Below are 24493 nucleotides of genomic sequence, written 5' to 3'. Positions count from 1 at the left end.
CAGGAATGACAAGAGCCACCCCAGCACCCACGCAGCTTGCCCGCGACGAGGAAGCAGGCCCCGGCGAATCCGGTGAATCCGGCGATCCCGGCGAACGCCGGCTGCGCTATGAACTGATACGCCAGCGCCTGCGCGGGGCCATCGTCGAGCAGCGGATCGAGCCCGGCCTGGTGCTGCTGGAGGGGCCGGTGGCCAAGGTCTTCGGCACCAGCCGCATACCCGTGCGCAAGGCCTTCGAGCTGCTGCATGCCGAAGGGCTGCTGTGCACCTTCGACGGACGCGGCTACCTGGTGGCCCGGCCCGGGCAGGCCGTGCAGCCCCAGCGCCTGCCGCTGGACGCGCGGGCCCTGGGCCTGGAGGAGGGCAACGCCACCATCCACATCCCCTCGGAAAGCGAGCGCATCCACGACGAGCTGGAGCAGACCATCTCCATCGCCATGATCTTCGGGCGCTTCCAGATCGACGAAAGCGCGGCCATGGAGCACTTCAACGTGAACCGCGTGGCCCTGCGCGAGGTGCTGAGCCGGCTCGTGGACCGGGGACTGGTGGACAAGAGCACCTATGCCTCCTGGCGCGTGGCGGCGTTGACGGCACGCGCGGTGAACCAGGACTTCGAGCTGCTGGCGCTGCTGGCGCCAGCGGCGCTGCGCGAAAGCGGCCCGCGCCTGGACAGGGACATGCTCGCAGACCTGCGCCGCCGCCTGCACGCCCCCGCCGCACCGCAAGCGCAGGAGCTTTTGCGGCTGGAGCAGCACCTGCACGGCGCCTTGCTGGCACGGCACCCCAACCACAAGCTGGTGGGCATGCTGCAGCAGTGCCAGATGCCGTGGCTGATCCACAGCACCTTTGACCGCATGTTCCCGCAGTCGCCCAACCCGCCCCTGCTCGAGAACTGCCGCCAGGTCATCGACGCCCTGTGGGATGGTGAGTACGAGCGGGCCGCGCAGGCGCTGCAGGACTACCTTGCCCAGGCACGCAAGCGCGCCCAGCTGCAGCTCAAGGTCCTGTCCGTGCTGCCCGAGGCGCAGCTGCCGGCCTATCTGGTGCGGCAGTCGTGACCCCCTGAGGGACGCATCGGGCCAGGCAGGGCCGAAGCGGACAAGACTGCGACCGGTGCGCCTGGTTGCATGTGCAACCACCGGTTTGCGCCGGGTTCACCGGGCGTTTACGCAAGCGCGGCATATTGGGCGGCCGACAGGGAACCGCAGGACCCCACAGGTACCGAAGGACCGCACCGAAAGACCGCACCGATGAATGCCCTGCGCATCAGCACCACCGTCTTCACCGAAGCCAGATTCTGGAGCCTGGTGGTTTTCTCGGTCGTTCTTCCCTGCGCCATCTACGCCGCCCTGCTGGCCAAGCGCAGCATCTCGCGCACCACGGTGCTGCTGTTCGGGCTGGCCCTGGTGGCCATGGCGGGGGTGGATGTCTACCTGCTGCAAAGCCTGGCCTCGGCGGCCAAGGCGACGCCTTCGCTGTCCGACAACACCCTCTTCGTCTCCGAGCTGTCCACGGCGCTGTACCTGCTGCCGGCCATGATTGGCGGCATCGGCGTGAACATGACCTCGCATGTGCTGATACAGCATCTGTTCGATGCGGAGCGCCGCTTCGACAGCAACCGCCACAACGAGAACACCTGAGCTGCGCCGGGCTCAGCCCATCACGTCCTCGGAGAAAAGCTGCCAGCGCCCGCCCGTCTTGCGCCAGTACTGGCGCAGCGGCAGGCCTTCGGCAAAGGACTTGCTGCTGGCGCGCAGGTTGACCACGCGGATCTCGCCCTTGGCGTCCTTCCAGGAATAGATGGACAGGTCCTGCAGCGTCACGCCGGGGCGGTTGAGGTAGGCGGCCAGCCGCTCCTGTGATGTGCGCGAGGCCGGCGACTGCAGCAGGTCGGGCGCGTAGAGGGCGGCCAGCTTGCGCGGGTCCGCACCGTTCCAGGCGCTCTTCCAGTCGTCGATGACGCGCACGAAGGCGTCTGCCGCCTTCTGCTGGGCCTGGGCCTTGGGGGCCACCCATTGCAGCTTTTCGCGGATCAGCACCGGCGTCTGCCGGTCCACGGTCTGCATGAGCAAGGTGAGATCGGGGTTGGCCAGCACCAGGCAGCCATCGCTGGCCTCGGGCGCCCGCGAGAACTGGTCGGGCGGCGAGCCATGCAGCCAGATGCCGCTGCCCGAGCGGCCCACGGCCTTGTCCCAGTCATTGGGAAAGTTCACCGTGAGCGCACCCTTGCCATAGAACTCCGGCAGACGGGGCCCGGGAATGTGGCGGCCCACGAAGTAGATGCCCAGCGGCGTGCGCTGGTCGCCTTCCTGCCATTTGTCGGTGCCCAGCTTGCCCACGGAGACATAGAAGTCCCCCAGCAGCCGCAGCCCGCCTGCCTCATGGGCGAACAGGTACAGCCGCGACTTGCTGGCGTCGATGGCAATGGCATGCCGCACGGATGCGCCCAGCATCAAAAACTCGCCGGGAACGGAACCCGCAGGCGGCGCGCCGCTGTCCGCCTGCAGGCGGCGCTTGAGTTCGTTTTGCAGATCCTGCAGCTGCGCCTGCGCGGGACTGGCCGGACCCTCCAGCCGTGTGACGCTGCCCACGGACAGGTTGTGCCGCACCAGCACGCCCTGGCCCGGATGGCTGGGAGCGGCGGACGCAGCCACGGGCGTGCCCGCCAGCACCTCGCCGGCACGGCCGGTCTTGAAGCGCAGCAGGTCTGCATACACCAGCTGGGCTGCGCGGAAATTGGGGACTTCGGCGGTGAGATCGGCGGCCGCCTTCAGGGCGCCATCCAGATCCCGCTGCTCCACCTGGCGGATGATGGCCAGCAGGCGGGCCTCCGCCTGGCTTTGCGAGCCGGCCGCCGCCTTGGCATGGCCTGCCGTGGCAGCAGCGCCGCCTGCCGTGGCCGCCACCGCAGCGGCGGCCACGGCCGTCTTGCCCGACGCCGAGCGCAGCCTGGCTGCGCCGGCCTTGCCGGTCTTGCTGGTCTTGCCCGTTGCAGGCTTGGCGGATGCCGTCTTGGAGGCCTTGGCCGGCTTGGCGTAGGCCGCCGTGCCGAACGACATCGTGGACAGAGCGGCCAGCAGCACGGCCACGCCGGCGGCCCGCGCATGCAGGCGCAGCAAGCCGGCGGATGACCGTGCCAGGGGGCGCGCTCTTTCAGGCATCAGGAACCGGTTCCTTCGTGGGTGATGCGCCATTGTCCCTTTTCGCGCTGCATGCGCAGGGTCTTGCGGGTCGTGGTCTTGAGCGCACCCGATGCGTAGTACTGGCGGAACTGGGCCGTGGCCTTGTCGCCGTCCACGGTCACCTTGAGGTCGCGCACGGTGACGACGATGGTGGTGCGTCCGACAATGCGCTGGCGGCGCTGTTCCTTCCACTTGGCCAGGCTGCTGCCATCGGCCGGGGAGAAGTGGTCGCTGTAGGCGTCCAGGTAGCGGTCCATGTCCTGTCCGGCCCAGGCGGTGGACCAGGCCTTGACGGCGGCCTCCACTTCCTGCGCTGCGGCCGACTGGGCCGCCTTCTTCTCGTCGACGGCAGGCGCTGCCTTGGCGGGCTCGGCGGCGGCCACAGCGGCGGCGGCAGGGGCCGCAGCGGTGGTCACGGCGGCGGCCTTGGCCGCAGCCTGCCTGGCTTCCTCGGCAGCGCGCGCCTTGTCCTGTGCGGCCTGGGCAGCCTTCTCCTGGGCCAGCCTGGTCTCGGCGGCCTTGGCTTCCGCTGCCTTGGCCTCCGCTGCCTTGGCCTGGGCCAGCTTGGCCTCCGCTGCCTTGGCCTCCGCTGCCTTGGCCTCCGCTGCCTTGGCCTCTGCGGCCTTGGCTTCTGCGGCCTTGGCCTGCGCTGCCTTGGCATCGGCCGCCTTCACTTCAGCGGCCTTGAATTCGGCGGCCTTGGCCTCTGCCGCCTTGGTCTCGGCGGCGCGGGCCTCGGCCAGCTTGGCGTCGGATTCGCGGGCCTTGGCATCGGCCGCCTTGGCATCGGCGACCTTGGTCGAGGCAGCTGCAGCCTGGACCGTCTTTCCCTGGGCGCCACCTTGCTTGGGGAAGATCTGCGTGATCAGGGCCAGCTTGGGCTGGATGGCCTGGCGCGATCCGTCCAGCTGCAAGGCCTTGGCATAGGCATCGCTGGCCATGCGCGCATACAGGTCGCCCAGGTTCTCATGCGCCGTGGCGTAGCTGGGGTTGGTGCGAATGGCCTGCTCCAGCACTTCCGAGGCCTTGCGTTCCTGGCCTTCGGCGGCGTACAGCACGGCCAGGTTGTTGTAGGGCTCGGGCAGGCTGGGGTAGTCACGGGTCAACGCCGTGAAGATCTTGATGGCCTGGGCGTTCTGGCGCTGCTCCGCGGCGATCACGCCCTGCAGAAAGCGCATCTGCACATCGGCCGGGTTTTGCTTGAGATAGGCCTCGGCCTGCTTGGCGGCCTGGGGCGCCTTGCCCTGCTCCAGCAGCCGTGAGACCTCGTCCACCGCCTCCTGCGATGCATGGGCAAACGCCCCGCACAAAGCCGCCCCCAGACTGAAGGCGGCAATGGCCACGGGCCGGGCTATCCGCAAATAGGTACGACCCGGCACTCGCGACGGAACTCTGGACGAAATCAGCATATGGGCGCTCTCTACGCAATGAAAGTTGGAAGACGGGCCTGTTCGCTTTTGGGCTTACTGCATGCGCCGATACACGCCTGCAGCCAAAAGCCAGCGATTTTATAGGCGAAAGCCATCTTGCCCCGCTGCATGGGCCCGCGAGTCAAGGGCCATGAAACATGGCGCGGCACCGGCGCCCGAGTAACGGAGCAGACCCGGCAGCGTTACGTAACGTGTGCCGTAACAGACCCTTGATGAGACATTGTGATCAATAGATAAATCCATACAAATCAATATCTTAGGATGATTCCTAGGCCATCCGGACCTGCAGCGTGCACGTGGCATGCATGTTGCACAAAAGGGCTCGACAGATTTTTCACGGCTTCCAAGCCACCGTCTGACCTTGTCGTCTCAACCCTTGTCTGGAGAGAGTAAATGACCGCCCAATCGATGCAGCCCACCGGCAACACCACCGTCAGCCCCGTGCAGTTCGGTGACCCGCAGCCCTCCAGCGTTGTGCTTGCGCAGCTCAATACGTCGAACATGCAGCCCGGCGCAGCCGCAGCGGTCATGCCCCGGGGCACGCCTCCCGCCACGCTGTCCCAGGTCAGCCCGGGCGTGCAGATCGTGCGCAATGGGGAAACCCTGATGGCCCAGCCGGGCAGTGCCCTGCAGGTCGGCGACAAGATCATCGTGCCCGCCGATGGCAGCGCCAAGGCGCTGTTCCAGGGCAAGGACGGCCAGACCCTGGTCGGCACCTTCGAGGGCGGCACCCAGGCCACGCTGGCCCAGCGCGAGGGTGATGGCGCAGGCGCCATGGTGCTGGACCTGGCATCTGGCAACGTCCAGGTGGCGCCCGCCAGTGACGGTGACGCCGTGGGCCTGATCGTGACCAAGGAAAGCGCCGCAGCCGCAGCCGGCGGCTCCGTGCTCAGCGACTTCCTGCTGGCCGGCCTGATCGGCGCGGGCGGCGTGGGCCTGATCGCCGCAGCCAGCAACGACGACGACGACCCAGCCCCCCCGGTGCCGACCGATCCCACGAATCCGACCAACCCCACGGATCCCACGAATCCGACCAATCCCACGAACCCGACCAACCCGACCAATCCGACGGATCCCACCAACCCGACGAATCCTACGAATCCTACGAATCCCACGGATCCGACGAACCCTACGAACCCTACGAACCCCACCAATCCTACGAACCCCACCAATCCGACCAACCCCACGGATCCCACGAACCCGACTAATCCTACGAACCCGACCAATCCGACCAACCCCACGGATCCCACGAACCCGACCAACCCCACGAACCCGACCAACCCCACGAACCCGACCAATCCGACCAACCCCACGGATCCCACGAACCCGACCAACCCCACGAATCCGACCAATCCGACCAACCCCACGGATCCCACGAACCCGACCAACCCCACGGATCCCACGAACCCGACCAATCCTACGAACCCCACCAATCCGACCAACCCCACGGATCCCACGAACCCGACCAATCCTACGAACCCCACCAATCCGACCAACCCCACGGATCCCACCAACCCGACCAACCCCACCAATCCCACGGACCCGACGAACCCGACCAATCCGACCAATCCCACGGACCCCACCAATCCGACGGATCCCACGGACGGCCACGGCCTGATCACCTCCGTGCAGGACGTGGTGGGTGCGCTGTCCGGTGGCACGGTCGCCGGCCCGGTGGGCAACCTGATCGATACGCTGGTCAATCCCGGCAGCGGCACGCTGTCCGGGGTGACAGGCCTGCTGGAGAGCCTGACCAGCACCAATGGCGGGCCGCTGGGCGTGCTCACCGAGCTGGTGGACGGCCTGGTCAACATCCAGAACCAGGGCCTGGAGCCCCTGATCAGCACCCTCAATGAGCTGCTCAAGGGCCTGGATGAAGCGGGCTCCGGCGGCTCCATCGGCACGGTAGTGGACAACGTGCTCGGCGGCCTGCTCGACGAAGACGGCGCGCTGGGCGGCCTGCTCGCCGGCGTGGGTGGCCTGCTGGGCGGCCTGGTGGGCGGCGGAACGGGCAACCCGCCCGGTACGCCTGACAGCGGGGTGGTCACGTCCGTGCAGGACGTCGTGGACGGCCTGCTGGGCGGCACGGTGGCAGCGCCTGTGGGCCAGTTGCTGGATGCCCTGGCCAATCCCACGGACGGACTGCTGTCCACCGTGACCGGCGCGCTGGAGAACCTGACCAATGTCGAGGGCGGCCCCCTGGGTGTGCTGACCGAACTGGTCAACGGCCTCACCCAGGTGGACGGCGAAGGCCTGGCCCCGGTGATCGGCACGCTCAACGAGCTGATTGCCGGCCTGGGCAACGGCCTGGGCGAAGATGGGCTCGGCGGACTGGTCGGCAGCCTGCTGGGTGGATTGGTGCCCGGCGGCGGCACGGGTGGCGGCACGGGAGAAGGCCTGGTCACCACGGTCCAGGACGTGGTGGACGGCCTGCTCGGCGGCACCGTCGCAGCCCCTGTGGGCCAACTGCTGGACGCGCTGGCCAATCCCACCGATGGAACGGCCTCGGTCGTCACCGGCCTGCTGGAAGGCCTGACCAGCGTGGACGGTGGCCCCCTGGGCGTGCTGACCGAGCTGGTCAACGGCCTGACCCAGGTGGACGGCCAGGCCCTGCAGCCCGTGATCGGAACCCTCAACGGCCTGATTGCCGGCCTGGGCAGCGGCCTGGGTGAAGGCGGCATCGGTGAACTGGTCGACGGCCTGCTGGGCGGCCTGATCCCGGGCGGCACGGGAGGCGGCAGCGGTGACGGCCTGGTCACCACGGTCCAGGACGTGGTGGACGGCCTGCTCGGCGGCACCGTCGCAGCCCCTGTGGACCAACTGCTGGACGCGCTGGCCAATCCCACCGATGGAACGGCCTCGGTCGTCACCGGCCTGCTGGAAGGCCTGACCAGCGTGGACGGCGGCCCCCTGGGCGTGCTGACCGAACTGGTCAATGGACTGACCCAGGTCGATGGCCAGGCCCTGCAGCCCGTGATCGGAACCCTCAACGGCCTGATTGCCGGCCTGGGCAGCGGCCTGGGTGAAGGCGGCATCGGCGAGCTGGTCAGCGGCCTGCTGGGCGGTGACAGTGGCCTGCTGGGCGGCGTCCTTGGCGACGATGGCCTGGTCGGCGGCTTGCTGGGCGGTGACGGTGGCCTGCTGGGTGGCGTGCTTGGCGAAGACGGCCTGGTCGGCGGCCTGCTGGGCGGCCTGGTTCCGGGCGGCGGCACAGGCAGCGGCGACGGCCTTGTCACCACGGTGCAGAACACCGTTGGCGACCTGCTCGGCGGCACGGCCGGAGCGCCTGTGGGCCAGGTACTGGATGCGCTGATCGACCCCGGCACCGGCGCCCTGTCCGTGGTCACGGGTCTGGTGGAAGGCGTGACCCAGGTCAACGGCGGTCCGCTGGGTGTGGTGACGGACCTGGCCAACGGCCTCACGCAGGTCCCGGGCCAGGCACTGCAGCCGGTGATCGGCACCGTCAATGGCGTGCTGGCCGGTCTGACGGGAGGCGACGGCCTGCTGGGCGGCGTGCTCGGCGACGACGGCCTGGTCGGTGGCTTGCTCGGCGGTGACGGCGGCTTGCTGGGCGGCGTGCTTGGCGACGACGGCCTGGTCGGCGGCTTGCTCGGCGGTGACGGCGGCTTGCTGGGTGGCGTGCTCGGCGAGGACGGCCTGGTCGGCGGCTTGCTCGGCGGTGACGGCGGCCTGCTGGGTGGCGTGCTCGGCGACGACGGCCTGGTCGGTGGCTTGCTCGGCGGTGACGGCGGCTTGCTGGGTGGCGTGCTTGGCGAGGACGGCCTGGTCGGCGGCCTGCTCGGCGGTGACGGCGGCCTGCTGGGTGGCGTGCTCGGCGACGACGGCCTGGTCGGTGGCTTGCTCGGCGGTGACGGCGGCTTGCTGGGCGGCGTGCTTGGCGACGACGGCCTGGTCGGCGGCTTGCTCGGCGGTGACGGCGGCCTGCTGGGTGGCGTGCTCGGCGACGACGGCCTGGTCGGTGGCTTGCTCGGCGGTGACGGCGGCTTGCTGGGTGGCGTGCTTGGCGATGACGGCCTGGTCGGCGGCCTGCTCGGCGGTGACGGCGGCCTGCTGGGCGGCGTCCTTGGCGACGACGGCTTGGTCGGTGGCTTGCTCGGCGGTGACGGCGGCTTGCTGGGTGGCGTGCTCGGCGAGGACGGCCTGGTCGGCGGGCTGCTGGGCGGCCTGGTTCCGGGTGGCGGCACAGGCAGCGGCGAAGGCCTGGTCACCACGGTGCAGAACACCGTCGATGACCTGCTCGGCGGCACGGCCGGAGCGCCTGTGGGCCAGGTGCTGGATGCGGTGATCAACCCCGGCACCGGCGCCCTGTCCGTGGTCACGGGCCTGGTCGAAGGCGTGACCCAGGTGAACGGCGGCCCGCTGGGCGTGGTGACGGACCTGGCCAACGGCCTGACGCAGATCCCGGGCCAGGCGCTGCAGCCGGTGATCGGCACCGTCAACGGCGTGCTGGCCGGTCTGACGGGAGGCGACGGCCTACTGGGCGGCGTGGTTGGCGGCGTGGTCGGCGGCGACGGTGGCCTGCTGGGCGGCCTCACGGGCGACACCGGACTGGTCGGCGGCCTGCTCGACACCGTGGCCGGCGACAACGGCATCGTTGGCGGCCTGCTCGGCGGCGACGGTGGCCTGCTGGGCGGCCTCACGGGCGACACCGGCCTGGTCGGCGGCCTGCTGGAGACCGTGGCCGGCGACAACGGCATCGTCGGCGGCCTGCTCGGCGGCGACGGTGGCCTGCTGGGCGGCCTCACGGGCGACACCGGCCTGGTCGGCGGCCTGCTCGACACCGTGGCCGGCGACAACGGCATCGTCGGCGGCCTGCTCGGCGGCGACGGTGGCCTGCTGGGTGGCCTCACGGGCGGCACCGGCCTGGTCGGCGGCCTGCTGGAGACCGTGGCCGGCGACAACGGCGTCGTCGGCGGGCTGCTCGGCGGCGACGGTGGCCTGCTGGGTGGCCTCACGGGCGGCACCGGCCTGGTCGGCGGCCTGCTGGAGACCGTGGCCGGTGACAACGGCGTCGTCAGCGGCGTGCTGGACACGGTGGCCGGCGACAACGGCATCGTCAGCGGCGTGCTCGACACCGTGGCCGGCGACAACGGCATCGTCAGCGGTGTGGTCAACACGGTCGTCGGCGACAACGGCATCGTCAGCGGTGTGGTCAACACGGTCGTCGGCGACAACGGCATCGTCAGCGGACTGCTGGGTGGCGGCAGCAGTGGCGGTGGCCTGCTGGGCGGGCTGCTGGGGGGATCGTCCGGTGGCGGACTGCTCGGAGGCCTTCTGGGCGGCACTTCGCAAGCGGCAACGGCCTCTGCGGCCGAGCTGGATCCGATTGCCACCTCCATCAGCAGCCATGCCAGCAGCACGGCCGATGCAGCAGCCAGCGTGTTGACGCAGCAGTTGCACCACAACGCCCTGCTGTGAGCTGCAGCGGCGCCTGCGGGCGCCGCATTCCTTCCCTGCGCCGCCGCCTCGCGGTGGCGGCGCACGTCCCAGGAGATTTTCCATGTCACACACTCTCAGGCTGTGCACCATCGTGCTGCTGGCCGCAGGCCTGGCCGCCTGCGGATCCACCGCCACCACCAGCACGCAGCGTTCCGAACACCACTACGCCTTCGGCAAGGCCCCGGCGCCTGCGCCGGCCAGCTCCGGCGTCGCACCCGTGGTGGCCACGAGCCAGGCCGACCAGCGCGGTCCCGCCAATGTCGCCCACATCGTCTACTTCGACTTTGACGCCTACACCATCCGCAGCAGCGACCGGGCAATCGTGGAAAGCCATGCGCAGTGGCTGCGCAGCAATCCCGGCCGCTCGGTGATGCTGCGCGGCCATACGGACAGGCGCGGCGGCATCGAATACAACCTGGCGCTCGGCCAAAAACGTGCCGACGCGGTGCGCAACAGCCTGCAGCTGCTGGGCGTGAATCCGGCCCGCGTGGAGTCCGTCAGCTACGGCAAGGAGCGGCTGGCCGACGAAGGCACGAGCGAAGACGCCCACCAGCGCAACCGGCGCGTGGAATTCGACTACCGCTGAGCCGCCGCGCTCCGCACTCGCCTGCCGCCGGGCCGCCATGAAAGAACAGATCCGTACGCGGTCAGCGCACCGCAGCCCGGCGTCCCGTCCCCACGGGAAGCGCAGCCTCCCACTGACCTTGACCGAGGCCGAGAGCATGTTGTCGCAGCAATTGGCAAATGGCCTGGAGTACCTGGCACGGCACATGGTGTTGCTGCCCGAGCCCTACCCCGGCTGCATTCTTTTCTTCACGGTGGCGGCCGAGAACAAGGCCGCCTCCGTCTTCCATGTACGCGCCACCACGCTGGAGGCCGCCTGGCGCGAGGGGGCGACCCGCGTGCGCCAGTGGGCCTGGGCCCGCAAGCGCGATGAGGTCGATCTGCGCATCGACTGGGTCCAGGACATCACACCCCTGGAGGCGGACAGTCCCCTGCCCGATTGCCGTGCCTGGACCGAGATGCCCCTGCGCTCCCTTGCCCTGGCCGATGCCAGCCTGGAGCGCGCGCAGTTGCTGCACCCCTTGCTGCCCGATCCGCCCCAGGGTGGGGCTGCCGACGCACCCGATGATGAGCCCCCCCTCCCACGCCCCCTGCATCCCCCCTGCCTGCTGCTGCACCTGCGCGGCATGTACATCAGCGGTGAGCATCCCGCCTTGGCCGTGCCGCGAACCGACCCGCCGCAGCAGCGCCTGTGGCCACACCTCGTGCCCGTGCACGCCGCGGTCCAGCAGCTGCTGGCGCAACAGGGCAAGGAAGGGAGCTGGCCCGGTTGCGAAGACGTGTGCGACCACCTGGGCGTGACCTACGCCCTGCTGCAGGCCCAGCGCCATGCGGGCAGCGCCGCACTGGCGCAGGCCATTGCGCTGGCCATGGGCCACGTGGAGCAGCGGCTGCAGCCGCTGCCCGGCGACTGCCTGTCCGGCGCGCTGGCCATGCTGGTGCTGGCCCGCCACCTGCGCAACAGTTTTGTGCTGGGGCCGGGGGCCGACAGCCAGGCCCGCGCCCGCATTCCGGCGCTGATGGACCCGCTGGCGGAAAGCCTGCTGTCCACCGCGGCCGCGTCGGCCAGCGCCACCAAGGCCGAGGCTGCGGCCCACGCCGATGCATCCCGCAGCGGCCAGCCCCTGCTGAGCTGGGCCGAACTGGCCATGCATGCCTATGCCAGCTCCCGCCCGCCCACCAGCGACAGCCCCACGCTGCGTGCGGCGCGCAGCGCCCTGCCCGAGACGGCCGTCCTGCCCGCCGCCTTCCTGCAGGCCGCGCTGCCGCCGCTGCTGCACATGCCCGGCAGCCCCGATGACCGCCCTGGCGGGCAAGCCGACGACCCCTGCGCTCGCTGGATAGGCATTGCACTGGTCGAAAGCCTGCAGCTCGACGCTGGCCTGGAGCCACAGCCCACGGACCTGCTGCGCCAGTGGCAGATCGGCCTGCAGCGCCATCTGCAGGCCCTGGCCCAGCGCGCCATCTGGCCGGAACAGGCGCTGTACCTGCCGCCCGCCCGGCGCCGCCATGCCGCCTTTGCCGACGCCAGCCTGCGCCAGGTGCTGCAGTCCCCGCGCGAAATCGCCTGGCTGCTGGCATCCAGCCTGGCCGGCCTGGAGCTGCTGGACGCGCTGGCCCAGGCACTGCGTTCGGCTGCCAGCCACGCCGTGGCCGAAACCGAACTGGAGCACGAAACCGAAGGCGAAGGCGAAGGCGAAGGCGAGGCCGTGCCTGCGCAGGCCGGCAATGGCCCGGATGCGGACGGCAGCCCTGCCAGGGCCTGCTTGCCGGGGGCGCGCGACGGCGAGGCCGCGGGCCGGCCGGCTTTCTCGCCCGCGGCCGGGACCCTGTACCCGTCCATGTCCTGGGAAGGCCCTGCACTGGCCGAGCTGATGAACGGACGCTGGCTGGATGCCCCGTCAGCGCAAGGCAGAGGTACCGGCACCTGCTGCGCGGGGCTGGACGCCAGCCGCCTGCACCATCAGCCCGGCGCCGCCGTGCTGGTGCGGCGTGCCGGCATGGCCCTGGGCGTGCAGGCCGCCGCGCTTCCCACGCTGCGGGCCTCGGCCCTGATCAGCAGCAGCCCGCAGGGCCTGCTGCACCATGGCGTGCCCGTGCTGCATGTGCCCGACATACAGGAAGGATTGCGCAGCCTGGCGCAGGCCGCCCGGCGCCGCATCCAGGCGCCCGTGATCGCGGTCAGCGGCTGCGTGGGCAAGACATCCACCCTGGGCATGCTGCGCCAATGCCTGCAGGACGGCGGCGATGCACGGGGCGACGCCCTGCTGTCCCAGGGCACGGCGCTGCAGATGATCAACTGGAGCGAGGCAGCGCCCTGCGCCCTGCTGGAGCTGCCATTGCAGGCACTGCGTGGAGATCTGCCGCTGATTGATCCAGACATTCTGGTTATTACTAATCTTTCAATTAATGACATCCCCAGTACTGGTGATTCCGAGCAGTGCGGACCGGCCGGTCTGTCCGCCTGCCGCAAATACGAGGCGCTGCAGGAAGTCGTGGAAGCCATGCAGCACATGCACAAAGGCAGTGCATTGGTGATCGAACAAGACATAGGTGAAAACCCGTGCATTATTGAGAATGCCCAACGCATGGGAATGCGTCTCATCACCTTCGGTCCGCATTCCAATGCGCAGGTCCGTGAAATGGGGTTTCACAATGGAAATCTGCAAATAAGCATAGACAACCGGCGCCTCGGGATTTCCCTGCAATCGGATGGCCACCACATGGCCCGCAATGCTCAGGCCGCGCTGGCCGCCATGCATGCGCTGGGCTATGCGCCTGCACAGGTCCAGGCCTCGCTCGCGCACTGGCGGCCGCTGATCGGCGCCGGCCAGCCGCAGCTGCTGCCCAGTGGGATCTGCCTGCTGGACCATAGCCTGAGCAACCACTTACTGTCCATGCATGCTGCTTTTTCCCAGCTGCAGGAGCACGCCCCCCATGTCAGCCGCAGGCTGATCGTGCTGGCCGGCATACAGCCGGGCCAGGTCAGCATGGACACTGCACAGCTGGCGCTGGAGCCGCTGGTGCGCGCGGCCCAGGCCCGGCGCGTGCTGCTGTACGGCGAGCCGCTGCGGCAGCTGGCGGCGGCGCTGGCAGATCTTCTGCACGTCAATTGGTATGACGATCTCAATCAATTGATCTGTTCACTTCTTCGCACAACCCATAAAGGCGACACGGTTTTGTTGGCAGGCCGCGCCACTACCAATCTGGCCCTGGCCGCAGATGCCATACGAGACAGTTTCAGTGGACACGGGGCCCACCTAATAGCATCCAGCCCCGCCACCCGCTTTGATCCACATCAAAATCAAATGAACATGCATTATTGATTGAATAAAACTTATAGAGGACTGTATATAACTCGCTACAGTATTTGGGAAACGAGCGCCTTTACATTTTGTAAAGACGTTTACTAAGCCCATCAGAACATGATCCGATACCTTCTTCCCCGCCAGTTGGCCAAGGCCACGGCGATGCCGTCGGGAACGGAGACGGTGGGGGCTTTTGCAACTGCCATCGCCGAGTCCTTCGACCGGGCCGCTCACCAGCTGCGCCGTGCCGCGTGGCTGTCCCTGCCCATCAGTGTGCTGGGCCTGTTGCCATCCATCTTCCTGCTGCAGGTCTACAACCGCGTCATTGCACGCGGCGGCACGGCCACGCTCACGGCCATGGTGGCCGGCGTGCTGTGCTTCCTGGGCCTGGAATGGTGGCTGCGCCGCCGGCGCGCCCGCGCCCTGCGCGAAGCCGGCGCCATGATCGACCGCGATGTCTCCCAGGCGCTGATGCATTCCATGCTGCGCCACCCGCTGGCCGCGCTGGAGCAGCGCTCTTCCAGCCAGTGGCTGCAGCTGTTCCGCGACGTGAGCGCCATGCGCTCGGGCATGTCCGGGGGCCTGGCGACCTCGCTGCTGGACCTGCCCATGGCCCTGCTGGCCCTGGTGGTCATCGGCATCATTGCCTGGCCCGTGCTGCCGGTGATCCTGGTGGCCATGCTCATCATGGGCGTGCTGGCATGGTGGTGGGCCGACGAGGTGCGCAGCGGCCGCGTGGAGGAAATCGCCCAGGCCCGCATGCTGGACCGGGGCACGGCCGAAGTCTGCAACGCCCGCGCCACGCTGAAGGTGCTGGGCTACGACGCCGCCGCGCGCCAGAACTGGCAAAACGGCTATGACCGCTGGCTGGCCGAGAGCTTCGGCAAGAACGGCGAGATGGAAAACGCGCGCGAAGCCAGCACCGTGCTGCTGACGCTGTTCTCCATCGCGGTGATCACCGTGGGTGCCATTGCCATCAATGCGCAGTGGATGAGCATCGGCAGCCTGATGGCCGTGAACCTGCTGTCGGGCAAGGCGCTGGGCCCCATCTCGCAGCTGGCCAGCAACTGGCGCTCGCTGGCCCAGGCCAACGAGGCCGCACGCCGCCTGCAGTCCGTGCTGGAGGAGCCCGTCGAAATCACGGCCGAGACCGTGGACCTGCCGCGTCCCCAGGGCCGGCTGCGCCTGGACCAGGCCAGCTTCCACTACCCGGGCGGCCATGTGGCGCTGGAGCAGGCGTCGCTGGAGATCGGCCCCGGCGGGCTGCACGCCATCGTGGGGCGCAACGGCGCCGGCAAGTCCACCCTGGCCAAGCTGCTGGCAGGGCTCTACCAGCCCACGCAGGGCCGCATCTTCATCGATGAATACGACATGGCCCAGTTCCCGCGCGCCGAGCTGGGCCGCTGGATAGGCTGCCTGGCCCAGCAGGTGTACTGGTTCAGCGGCCCCATCGTGGACGGGTTGCGCATGGTCAACCCCGATGCCGACGACCACAAGATCGTCACCGCCTGCCAGATCTCGGGCGCGCATGGCTTCATCAGCCGCCTGCCCCAGGGCTACCAGACGGTGCTGGGCGAAGGCGGCGCGGGCCTGTCGGCGGGCGAGCTGCGCAAGCTGGCCCTGGCCCAGCTGTTCCTGCGCAACCCCTCCGTGCTGATCCTGGACGAGCCCAGCAACGACCTGGATTTCGAGAGCGAAACCGCGCTGCTGCAGACACTGCGGCAGATTGCGCTCAAGCACACGGTCATCGTCGTCACGCACTCGCTGCGCGTGGCCTCCATGGCCCAGCACCTCTACCATGTGCGCGGCGATGGCGGCATCGAGCATGGCTCGCCCCAGCAACTGCTGCCCCAGCTGTTCGGCACGGCACGCGAGGCCGCCGTGCCCGCAGCGGCCCCCGCACCCGCAGACAAGGCCCCGCATCCCGACCAGCCCGCCGTGGCGCCGGAGCTTGCCTCATGAGAGCCGGCCGCTACGACGATCTGCCCCTGGTGCTGCGCCAGTCGCACCAGCCATCCCGCCCGCTCGAGGCCGGGCCGGCCGGGGCCGGCGCGGATGCATCTGGCGCAACGCCACCCGCAACGCCCCCCGTATCGCGCTGGGCAGGCCTGGCGCGCGGCAAGTGGCTGCTCGCCATCCCGGTCACCGCGCTGGTGATCACCGGCCTGTTCTATCCCGTGGAGAACGTGGTGGTGGCCAGCGGCCAGGTCATCCCCTCCGACCGCGTGCAGACCGTGCAGCATCTGGAAGGCGGCATCGTCACCGCCGTCCATGTGCGCGAAGGCCAGGCCGTGACCCAGGGCCAGCCCCTGCTGGAGATCGACCTGGGCGGCAACAGCCTCAACCTCGAGCAGCTCACGGCGCGCATGGCCACGGCCCAGGCGGTCAAGGTACGGCTGGGCGCGGAAAGCCAGGGCAGGCCGCTGCAGCGCGCCAGTTTCCCGGCCGACCTGGACCCGCAGGTGGTCCAGGCCGAGCTGGGCGCCTTCTCGGCCCGCGCGCTGGAACACCAGGGCAGCATTGCCGCGGCCCAGGCCCAGCTGCAGCAGGCGCGCGGCGACGTGGCCCAGGTCCAGGCCCGCATCGAGGGGCTGGAGACCAATCTGCGCCTGCACCAGCAGGAAGCCTCCATTGCCGGGCAGCTCGCCGCCGAGCAGTTGATCGGCCAGCTGGAAGTGCTGGACAAGCAGCGGGCGCTGGAGCAGGTCCGCGCCGAGCTGGCGGCATCGCGCCAGACGCTGTTCAGCAACCGCGCCAAGATCGAGCAGGCCCAGGCCAAGCTGCAGGAGACCCAGGGCGCCTTCCGCCGCCGCGCCTCCGACGAACTGGCCCAGACCGAACGCGAGCTGGCCAGCCTCAACGAAGACCTGGTGCGCGCCCGGACCCAGCGCACGCGCACCGCCGTGCTGGCGCCCACCAGCGGCTTCGTCAAGGGACTGCGCAGCTCGGGTGCAGGCTGGGTGGTCAAGCCAGGCGAGCCCATCCTCGAAGTCGTGCCCGACAAGGACGAGGTCATCGTCGAAGCACGCCTGAGCCCCGCCGACCGTGGCTACGTGCGCACCGGCCAGCCCACCCGGGTGAAGATCTCGGCCTACGATTTCCTGCGCTACGGCTCGGTGCCCGGCCAGGTCACGCTGGTGGCCGCCGATGCCGACCGCGACCCCAACCTGGCCGACTCGCCCTCGTACTTCCGCATCCAGGCCAGCCTGGAGCAGCCCTGGGTGGGCCGCACCGACAACCGCATCACCACCGGCATGCAGGCCGAGCTCGACCTGCTGCTGGGCCATGAACCCTTTATCTGGTACTTGCTGCGGCCCGTGCTGCGCATCCAGAGCGAAGCCTTCCGGGAGCCCTGATGCAAGGCCGCCCGTCCACTCCCACCACAGGCTGGCACGCCCGGCTGCGCCAGCTGCTGGCCGCTGCCTGCTGCGTATCGGCCCTGCAGGCGCTGCAGGCTGAGGCCGCGCCCATGGCGGCCGAGGAACCGGACCTGGCCACCACGGCTGCGGCGGGCACGGCGGACTCCGCTCACGCTCACGCACCTTCACCCGAACCCGCATCCGTCCCGGTACCCGACGCCGTGGTCCTGCGCCTGGCCCAGCAGCTCACGCCCGGCACCCTGGCCAGCGACAGCGGGCAGCGCCGCCTGCTCGATGCCCTCTACGCCCTGCTCGACGAATACCCCGACGTGCGCAAGGCGCGCGCCGCGCTGGAATCGGCCGGGCATGACGTGAACACCGCGCGCGGCGCGCGCTGGCCCACCTTCAAGGTGGGCACCAACACGGGCGATGCCAAGCTCCGCCGGGGCCGCGAGTCGTACACCGCCGTCAATGCCGAAGTGCGCATGGCCCTGCTCGATGGCGGAGCCATCGGCGCGGGCATCCGCTCGGCCGAATCGCAGGAAGCGGCCCAGGGCAGCGTACTCTACGGCACGCGCCAGAACGTGCTGCTGGAGGCACTGACCGCCCTGCTGGAGCTGCACCGCTTCGAGGACAAGGCGCGCGTGGCGGCCGAGTCGGCACGCATCATCGGCCAGCTCGCGCGCATCGAGGAGCGCCGCGCCGAACTGGGCGCCGTGGGCCGCAACGACCTGCGCCAGGCCGCCTCGCGCCAGGCCGGCGCCCTGGCCCAGCAGCATGCGCTGGAGTCGCAGCGCATGGATGCGCTGGCCCGCTTCACGCGCTACTTCGGCTTCACGCCCCAGGCCGGCTGGCTGCCCCAGCTCAATGTGCCCGAGCAATGGATGCCGGCCAGCGAAGACTCGGCCCTGCAGGCGTCCGAAGCCGTCAGCCCCGAGCTGCAGGAAATGCAGCAGCAGATCGAGAAGGCCCGCGCCGAAGTCGACCGCAGCAAATCCCAGCGCTTTCCCACCCTGGCCGCCGTGGTGGCCCACACGCGCGACCCCAGCGGCGTGCTCTATGCCGAGGGCACGCGCTACGGCGTGGAGCTGAGCTGGAACTTCGGCAACGGCTTCGAGCTGCGCGACCGCATCCTCAAGGCCATCAACGAACTGCAGGCCCAGGAAGCGCAACAGGAAACCGTGCGCCGTCAGGTGCGCGAGACCGCCTCCGCCGCCTGGGGCCGCACCCAGTCCGGCCGCCAGCGCGAAAGCCAGCTGGCCGACGCCGTGCGCGAGGCGCGCGCCGCCTTCGAGGGCCGCCGGCGCCTGCTCGAAGTCGGCCGCGGCAGCCTGGCCCAGGTGCTGGACGCCCAGCTGGACATGCAGCGCCTGCTGCTGGACGAGGCCGACGCCATCTACGACCAGCGCATCAACGAACTGCGCCTGGCGCGCACCACCGGCCGCCTGCTGCCGCAGGACCCGCCCGACCAATGGCTGAACGCGCTGTTCAGCACGCAAAAAACCATTCCAGCAGGTGGCGGCACGCCGGACCCCTCGCCCGGCACGGTGCCCGGCATGGCTCCCGGCCAGGCCCCCTCACGCACCCGCCCCGACCCCATGGACGCTGCCGTGGCCACCCTGTCCGCCAGCACCATGCCCCAACGAATCCAGCTGCGCCTTGAGCAGCAGTTGCGCCCCATTTCAGACGCTTTTCAAACCACCGCCGCGCGACAGCAGTGGTGAAGTGGGAAGCAGGGGTTCCCGTGCAGCGGCCGGCTTGGGCCCATCGCCAGCCGCTGCCATCGACAACGATGGGCTTTTGCAACCGAAAGGACGATGCCATGACCGACATCATCAAGAACTTCTGGAAAGACGAGGAAGGCGCCACCGCCATCGAGTACGGCTTGATCGCCGGCCTCATCGCCGTGGGGATCGTGGTGGGCGCCACTGCGCTGGGCACCAATCTGAACGGCCTGTTCACACGGATCGCCACCAAGCTCACCGGCTTCACGCCCTGAGCGCCGGCTCCGGCGCGATCCGAGTGGGCCCGCAAGGGGGCGGCCCGATGCGCGATCGCCATGCCGGCCACCGGCCCCGAGGCAACTTGCAAACCGAAAGGACCATGACATGACCGAAACGATCAAGAACTTCTGGAAAGACGAGGAAGGCGCCACCGCCATCGAGTACGGACTGATTGCCGGGCTGATTGCCGTGGGGATCGTCGTGGGCGCCACCGCGCTGGGCACCGATCTGAACGGACTGTTCAACCGGTTGGCCACCAAGCTCACAGGTCTTGCGCCCTGAAGATGGAGCCGACCTCGCTATGGCTATGCGTCTGCATCACATGGCTCGCAACGATTGCGGCCATGGATCTGCGCATCCGCCGCGTGCGCAACTGGATGGTGCTGCTCGGCCTGGCCACAGGCGCTGGCGCACTGGCCAGTGGGGCCCAGCCGTTCCAGGTCTCGGCCTGGAACGCGCTGGCCGGCATGCTGGCGGGGTTTGCCGTACTGCTTCCTTTCTATGCACTGCGCTGGATGGGTGCGGGCGACGTCAAGTTCGGCGCGGTCGCGGGACTGTGGTTCGGGTGGGGCTTCGACCTGCTGCTGATCTGGACCGGCGGCAGCCTGCTGGCCGGCCTGCACGGTGTACTGGTTCTGTCGCTGCGCCACCTTCGGGACAGCCCCACCGGGCTGTGGCTGCAGGCACGGCTGCCACTGTCCAGCGCGGCCCTGTCCTGGACTGCCCGCCTGGCGCCCCTGGGCGCGACGCCCCGGCCCGCAGGCGCCACCGATGGACCGCGCCAGCCCCAGCGCTCCATCCCCTATGCCGGCTACATGGCCATTGCGGCCATCGCCCTGGCCTGGCGCCACAGCCAGCCACTTGTCTGAACCGGAGATGCCCATGCCTGTCACCTGCCTGCCTCCACGCCGTCCATGGACCGGCTCCGCCACACGCCATGGCCGTGCGCTGCCTGGACGCTTTCCTGCCCTGGAGGAGCTTCTCCGCCATGGCAGGAAAGCGCCAGGGCAGCCCCCGGCCATGAACACCGTCGCAACGCACTTGCACCAGGAGTCCCAGCCATGAACCTCACCAAGATTCTTGCCGGACTGCTGGTGGGGCTTGCCATCGTGCTTGCGGGCCTTGCCTGGATGCTGGGCAGCCAGCCCGCACGCCCCGTGGCTGCCCCCTCCCCCGCGGCCTCGTCGCAGCCGGCCCCCGAACCGGCCCAGCTGCACGCCGTCGTGGTCGTGGCCCAGGCCATTGCCGCAGGCCAGCGCATCGGCAGCGACGATGTGAAGCTGGCCCAGCTGCCTGCCCCCGTGCCGGGCAGCTTTGCCGCAACCGACGACGTGCTGGGCCGCACCACGCTGATGCCGCTCACACCGGGCACCCCGCTGTTCGAGCAGCAACTGCTCAGCGGCCTGGCGCTGCAACTGGAGCCGGGCCAGCGGGCCGTTGCGATTGCCATCCGGGAGCAGATGGCCGCAGGCCACCATGTGCGCCCCGGTGATTTTGTGGATGTCTACTTCACGCTGGACGGCAAGTCCGACCAGGCGCCCGTGGACGCGCAGACCCGGCTGCTGCTGGCGCGCAGCCGCGTGCTGGCCTATGGCGCCGGCAGCGTCGAGCGCCCGCCCCTGTCGGCGGCCCAGCGCCAGGCACAGCAGGACAAGGAGTCGTCAGGCTCGCCGCTGCGCCGCGCCAGCGCCGGCGATCAGGCAGGCCAGCGCCCGGAGAACGTGCAATCGGCCGTGCTGGCCGTGCCGCTGGACGATGTGGAGCGCCTCACGCTGGCCGAGAAATTCGGCCAGCTCACCCTGGCCCTGCGCAACCCCGACGACCTGTCCGTGCCCGATCCCAAGCTCTTCGCCGCCCTGCCCGGCGCGCTGCAGCCGGTGGCCGGCCGCCTCAGGAAGGACCAGACGCTGGAGGGTGCAGACCGCGCCTTCGCCGGCCTGCGCATGCAGGACCTGGCCACCGGCGCCGACGCCAGGAACATCCGCAAGCCGGCCGCGCAGCCCATGACGGCCCTCGCGCCCGCCGTGCGGCCGCAGCCGCAGCGGGCCCCGCGCGAACGCACGGTGGAGCTGCACAACGGAGCGGCCGTGCAGATGGTGAACTACTGACAACACACAACAAGAGGGAGATGCCATGAAGTGCAAGAACATCTCGACGGCCGGGGCAACGCCGCTGCAGAGGGCGGTCTGGACGCTGTGCGGCAGCATGGCCTTGCTGGCCTTGACGCCAGCGGTGTCTGCCCCAGCGGACACCGCTGCCGGCCAGGGCATGGCCAACCCTGGTGCCGGCGACATGCTTTCTGGCGAATCCCTGCAGCTGGTGGCCGGGCGCCAGCACCTGATGGCGCTGGCCGACGCCCCGGTCCGCATCGCCGTGGGCGACCCCAATGTGCTGGATGTGAAACTGCTGCGCGCCACGCCGGGCTCCGGCTCCGGCGCCAGTGCCGGCTCCGGCTCCGGCGGAACCGAGCTGCTGCTCACGCCCAAGGCCCAGGGCAGCACCAGCTTGGTGGTGTGGCCCCGCAAGGGCGGCGTTCCCCAGCGCTGGGAGGTCCAGGTCAGAGGCCAGCACCTGCTGCTGGAAAAGCGGCTGGCCTCGGTCCCCGAGCATGCCCAGGCCGTGGCCGAACTGCGCCTGGGCGCGCCCGCCCAGACGCCGCTGGTGGACAACGCGCAGATCGATGTCAGGAGCAACACCGTGCAGGTGGACGTGCAGGTGGTGGAGTTCAAGAAATCCGCCATGAAGCGCGTAGGCGTCAATATCTACAGCGGCGGGCGCAACAACCAGGGCTTCAGCTTCGGCAGCTTCAGCCCCGGCGTGGTCGGCAGCATCAGCACCAATACCAACGGCACGGGCACGGGAACGGGCAATACCGGGTCGGGCGGCACGGGCTCGGGCAACACGGGATCGGGCAGCGTGTCCAACAACACCTCCTCGGCCATTGCCAGCGCCATGAGCCTGGTGATGACCTTCGGCAAGGCCTTCAGTGGCGCCGGCATCGTCACGCAGCTGAGCATCCTCGAGGGCAACGGCATGGCCCGCGTGCTGGCCCGGCCGACCCTGCTGGCACAGACCGGCCAGAACGCCAGCTTCCTGGCCGGCGGCGAGCTGCCGATTCCCGTGCCTGCGCGCGACGGCAACATTGCCATCCAGTACAAGGAATTCGGCATCAAGCTGCAGCTGACGCCCACCATCCTGTCGGACGAGCGCATCGCCCTGAAGGTCTCGCCCGAGGCCAGCGACCTGGACTTCAACAGCGGCGTGACCATCAGCGGCGTCACCGTGCCCGCCATCCGCACGCGCCGCGCGGACACCTCGGTGGAGCTGGCCGATGGCGAGAGCTTCGTCATCGGCGGGCTGGTCAGCCGCGCCACCACCTCCAACGTCAGCAAGGTGCCCGTGCTAGGCGACCTGCCCATCCTGGGCACGTTCTTCAAGAACCTCAACTACACGCAGGAAGAGACCGAGCTGGTGATCATCGTCACCCCGCGCCTGGTCCACCCGCTGCCCGCCAGCACCAACCTCGAAGCCCTGCTGCCGGGCGCGCGCTCCGAGCAGCGCAACGCCGGCAAGGTCTGGCTGCCCTACCTCGCCGGCGGAATGAACCAAGACACCGCCGTACCCGGTTTCTCGTACTGACGACATGACAAGCAAGCCCACCGCAACCGATTCGCCTGTGGACGCCACAGGCTCGCCGGCCATCGGCTCACCCACCTCGCTGGAGACATTGCTGGGTCTGCGTTCCTCGACCTCGCTGGCCGGCAAGCTGCAGCCCGCCACCGACGCGATGGCCCAGGAAAAAGCGCTGCTGGACAAGGCGCTGCTGGACAAGGCGCCACCGGACAGGATGGCGCCGCCCCATGCCGCAGCGGCGTCCGCCGCTGCATCGACTGCCGCGCTGCGCCAGCCGCCACAGCCGCTCGACGATGTGCTGGAGATGGAGCTGCTGTTCATCCATGCCGGCACGCCCGAAAGCGCGCTGGCCCAGTCCTGGATGCAGCGCATGCTGGACGGCACACGGCTGCACGTGGCGCGCTTCCAGGACAACATCACGGAGCAGGTACAGCGCTTCATGCCGCATGCCATCTTTGTGCATTTCGACCCGCTGTCCACCGACGAGGCCGCCCATCTGGCCTCCCAACTGCACATCTCCCACCCCCACCTGCCCTGCGTGGCCGTGGGCCGCACCAAGTACCCGCAGTGCATGCTGGCCGCCCTGCGTGCCGGCGTGCAGGATTTCCTGGACGTGGACGCGCCCGTGCAGACCGCGCTGCAGACCGTGCGCGAGCTGATCAAGCGCATGCCGGCACCGCAGTCCAGCGCGCCCAGCGCGCCGCTGACGGCCATCCTGTCCGCACGCGCGGGCCTGGGCAGCAGCCTGCTGGTCTCGCACCTGGCCTGGTATCTGCAAAAGCGCCTGCACGGCCGGATCGAGGGCAAGGAAATCAGCGCCAGCGAAATCAGCAACGAAACGCTGGACGGCCTGCTCATCGACCTGGGCAATCCCAGCGGCGACTGCTCCCTGTACATGGGAACGCAAAGCGACTTCGACTTCATCGAGGCCGTCAACAACCTGCGCCGCTTCGACCGGCGCCTGGCCTCCACCGGCCTGTCACGCCACGAAAGCGGCCTGCGCATGCTCACGCTGCCGCGCCAGTCCAGCCGCCTGCGCGATGTCTCGTATGCCGACGTCGATGCCCTGCTGCTGCGCCTGCGCCAGTACTTCCGGCACGTGATTGCCGACCTGGGCGCCGTCGTCCCCACCCACCTGGCCATGCGCGTGGCGCTGCGCGCCAGCCAGGTCTGGGTGGTCTGCGACCAGAGCGTGGCCAGCGTGGTCTCCACCACCGAACTGCTGCGGCAGCTGGACGAGCAAAAGATCGAGCGCGAACGCATGCACCTCATCGTCAGCCGGCACGACAGCCAGCTCGAACTGGAGGCCCAGCAGATCGCCAAGCAGCTGCAGCTGCCGCTGCTGGCCACCATCCCCGAGCGCCGCCGGGAGCTGGCCCAGGCCGTCAACCAGGGCCAGCTGCTGCCCAGCCGCCTGCAGCGGGAGCCCTATGTGCAGGCCGTGGACAAGCTCGCCACCTTGCTGATCTCCACCCACCACCAGGCCCATGCTGGCGATCAGGCCGCGCCCGCCCGCGGACTGAACCGTTTCTTCCACCGAACAAGAAGCTGAAC

At 69.5% G+C, this 24493-nt stretch carries 16 protein-coding genes; 14 read left to right on the top strand and 2 right to left on the bottom strand.

What is annotated here, in order from left to right; all coding sequences use genetic code 11:
* Positions 1–5 precede the first annotated feature (5 nt).
* Together ACN20X_RS09780 and ACN20X_RS09775 are read left to right on the top strand one after the other, a co-directional pair.
* Complete coding sequence (locus ACN20X_RS09780) at positions 6–1058, top strand: GntR family transcriptional regulator (RefSeq protein WP_016449809.1); 1053 nt, start codon at positions 6–8, stop codon at positions 1056–1058.
* 192 nt (positions 1059–1250) lie between these two features.
* Positions 1251–1640 (top strand): hypothetical protein, encoded by a 390-nt coding sequence (locus ACN20X_RS09775; protein WP_016449810.1) that lies wholly within the window; start codon positions 1251–1253, stop codon positions 1638–1640.
* Between the two features lie 12 nt (positions 1641–1652).
* On the opposite strand, the gene ACN20X_RS09770 is transcribed toward ACN20X_RS09775, so the two are convergent.
* Positions 1653–3161 carry a L,D-transpeptidase family protein gene (locus tag ACN20X_RS09770; protein WP_126312399.1) on the bottom strand — a complete coding sequence of 503 codons (1509 nt, stop codon included), beginning with the start codon at positions 3159–3161 and terminating at the stop codon, positions 1653–1655.
* A complete protein-coding gene (locus ACN20X_RS09765) occupies positions 3161–4525 on the bottom strand; it encodes a L,D-transpeptidase Cds6 family protein (protein WP_392443184.1) in 1365 nt (454 codons plus the stop codon). Before ACN20X_RS09765 ends, ACN20X_RS09770 begins: the two co-directional genes overlap by 1 nt.
* A 480-nt stretch (positions 4526–5005) precedes the next feature.
* On the opposite strand from ACN20X_RS09765, the gene ACN20X_RS09760 reads away from it, so the two are divergent.
* The 12 genes from ACN20X_RS09760 (at position 5006) to ACN20X_RS09705 (ending at position 24491) form a co-directional block, all read left to right on the top strand.
* Positions 5006–10051: a hypothetical protein gene (locus ACN20X_RS09760; protein ID WP_473210543.1), complete on the top strand. Its 5046-nt coding sequence runs from the start codon at positions 5006–5008 to the stop codon at positions 10049–10051.
* Positions 10052–10133: 82 nt separating this feature from the next.
* Positions 10134–10658 (top strand): OmpA family protein, encoded by a 525-nt coding sequence (locus ACN20X_RS09755; RefSeq protein WP_016450685.1) that lies wholly within the window; start codon positions 10134–10136, stop codon positions 10656–10658.
* Between the two features lie 136 nt (positions 10659–10794).
* Complete coding sequence (locus ACN20X_RS09750; RefSeq protein ID WP_473210542.1) at positions 10795–13962, top strand: UDP-N-acetylmuramoyl-tripeptide--D-alanyl-D-alanine ligase; 3168 nt, start codon at positions 10795–10797, stop codon at positions 13960–13962.
* Between the two features lie 99 nt (positions 13963–14061).
* Positions 14062–15906: a peptidase domain-containing ABC transporter gene (locus ACN20X_RS09745; protein WP_016450683.1), complete on the top strand. Its 1845-nt coding sequence runs from the start codon at positions 14062–14064 to the stop codon at positions 15904–15906.
* Positions 15903–17300 carry an HlyD family type I secretion periplasmic adaptor subunit gene (locus ACN20X_RS09740; RefSeq protein ID WP_016454541.1) on the top strand — a complete coding sequence of 466 codons (1398 nt, stop codon included), beginning with the start codon at positions 15903–15905 and terminating at the stop codon, positions 17298–17300. The genes ACN20X_RS09745 and ACN20X_RS09740 overlap by 4 nt, the downstream gene beginning before the upstream one ends.
* Positions 17300–19027 carry a TolC family protein gene (locus tag ACN20X_RS09735; protein WP_473210541.1) on the top strand — a complete coding sequence of 576 codons (1728 nt, stop codon included), beginning with the start codon at positions 17300–17302 and terminating at the stop codon, positions 19025–19027. Before ACN20X_RS09740 ends, ACN20X_RS09735 begins: the two co-directional genes overlap by 1 nt.
* Positions 19028–19125: 98 nt before the next feature.
* A complete protein-coding gene (locus ACN20X_RS09730) occupies positions 19126–19302 on the top strand; it encodes a Flp family type IVb pilin (RefSeq protein WP_016450680.1) in 177 nt (58 codons plus the stop codon).
* Between the two features lie 109 nt (positions 19303–19411).
* Complete coding sequence (locus tag ACN20X_RS09725; protein WP_016454539.1) at positions 19412–19588, top strand: Flp family type IVb pilin; 177 nt, start codon at positions 19412–19414, stop codon at positions 19586–19588.
* Between the two features lie 2 nt (positions 19589–19590).
* Positions 19591–20175, top strand: coding sequence for an A24 family peptidase (locus ACN20X_RS09720; RefSeq protein ID WP_080649882.1), 585 nt, complete (start codon positions 19591–19593; stop codon positions 20173–20175).
* Positions 20176–20367: 192 nt separating this feature from the next.
* Positions 20368–21414: a Flp pilus assembly protein CpaB gene (cpaB, locus tag ACN20X_RS09715; protein ID WP_016450677.1), complete on the top strand. Its 1047-nt coding sequence runs from the start codon at positions 20368–20370 to the stop codon at positions 21412–21414.
* A 25-nt stretch (positions 21415–21439) separates the two neighbouring features.
* A complete protein-coding gene (locus tag ACN20X_RS09710) occupies positions 21440–22945 on the top strand; it encodes a type II and III secretion system protein family protein (protein WP_203399848.1) in 1506 nt (501 codons plus the stop codon).
* Positions 22946–22949: 4 nt separating this feature from the next.
* Complete coding sequence (locus tag ACN20X_RS09705) at positions 22950–24491, top strand: P-loop NTPase family protein (RefSeq protein ID WP_473210540.1); 1542 nt, start codon at positions 22950–22952, stop codon at positions 24489–24491.
* The last annotated feature ends 2 nt before the right edge of the window (positions 24492–24493 follow it).

Source organism: Delftia sp. PX-1 (assembly GCF_055797465.1).
This window is presented reverse-complemented; position numbering and strand designations above follow the sequence as displayed.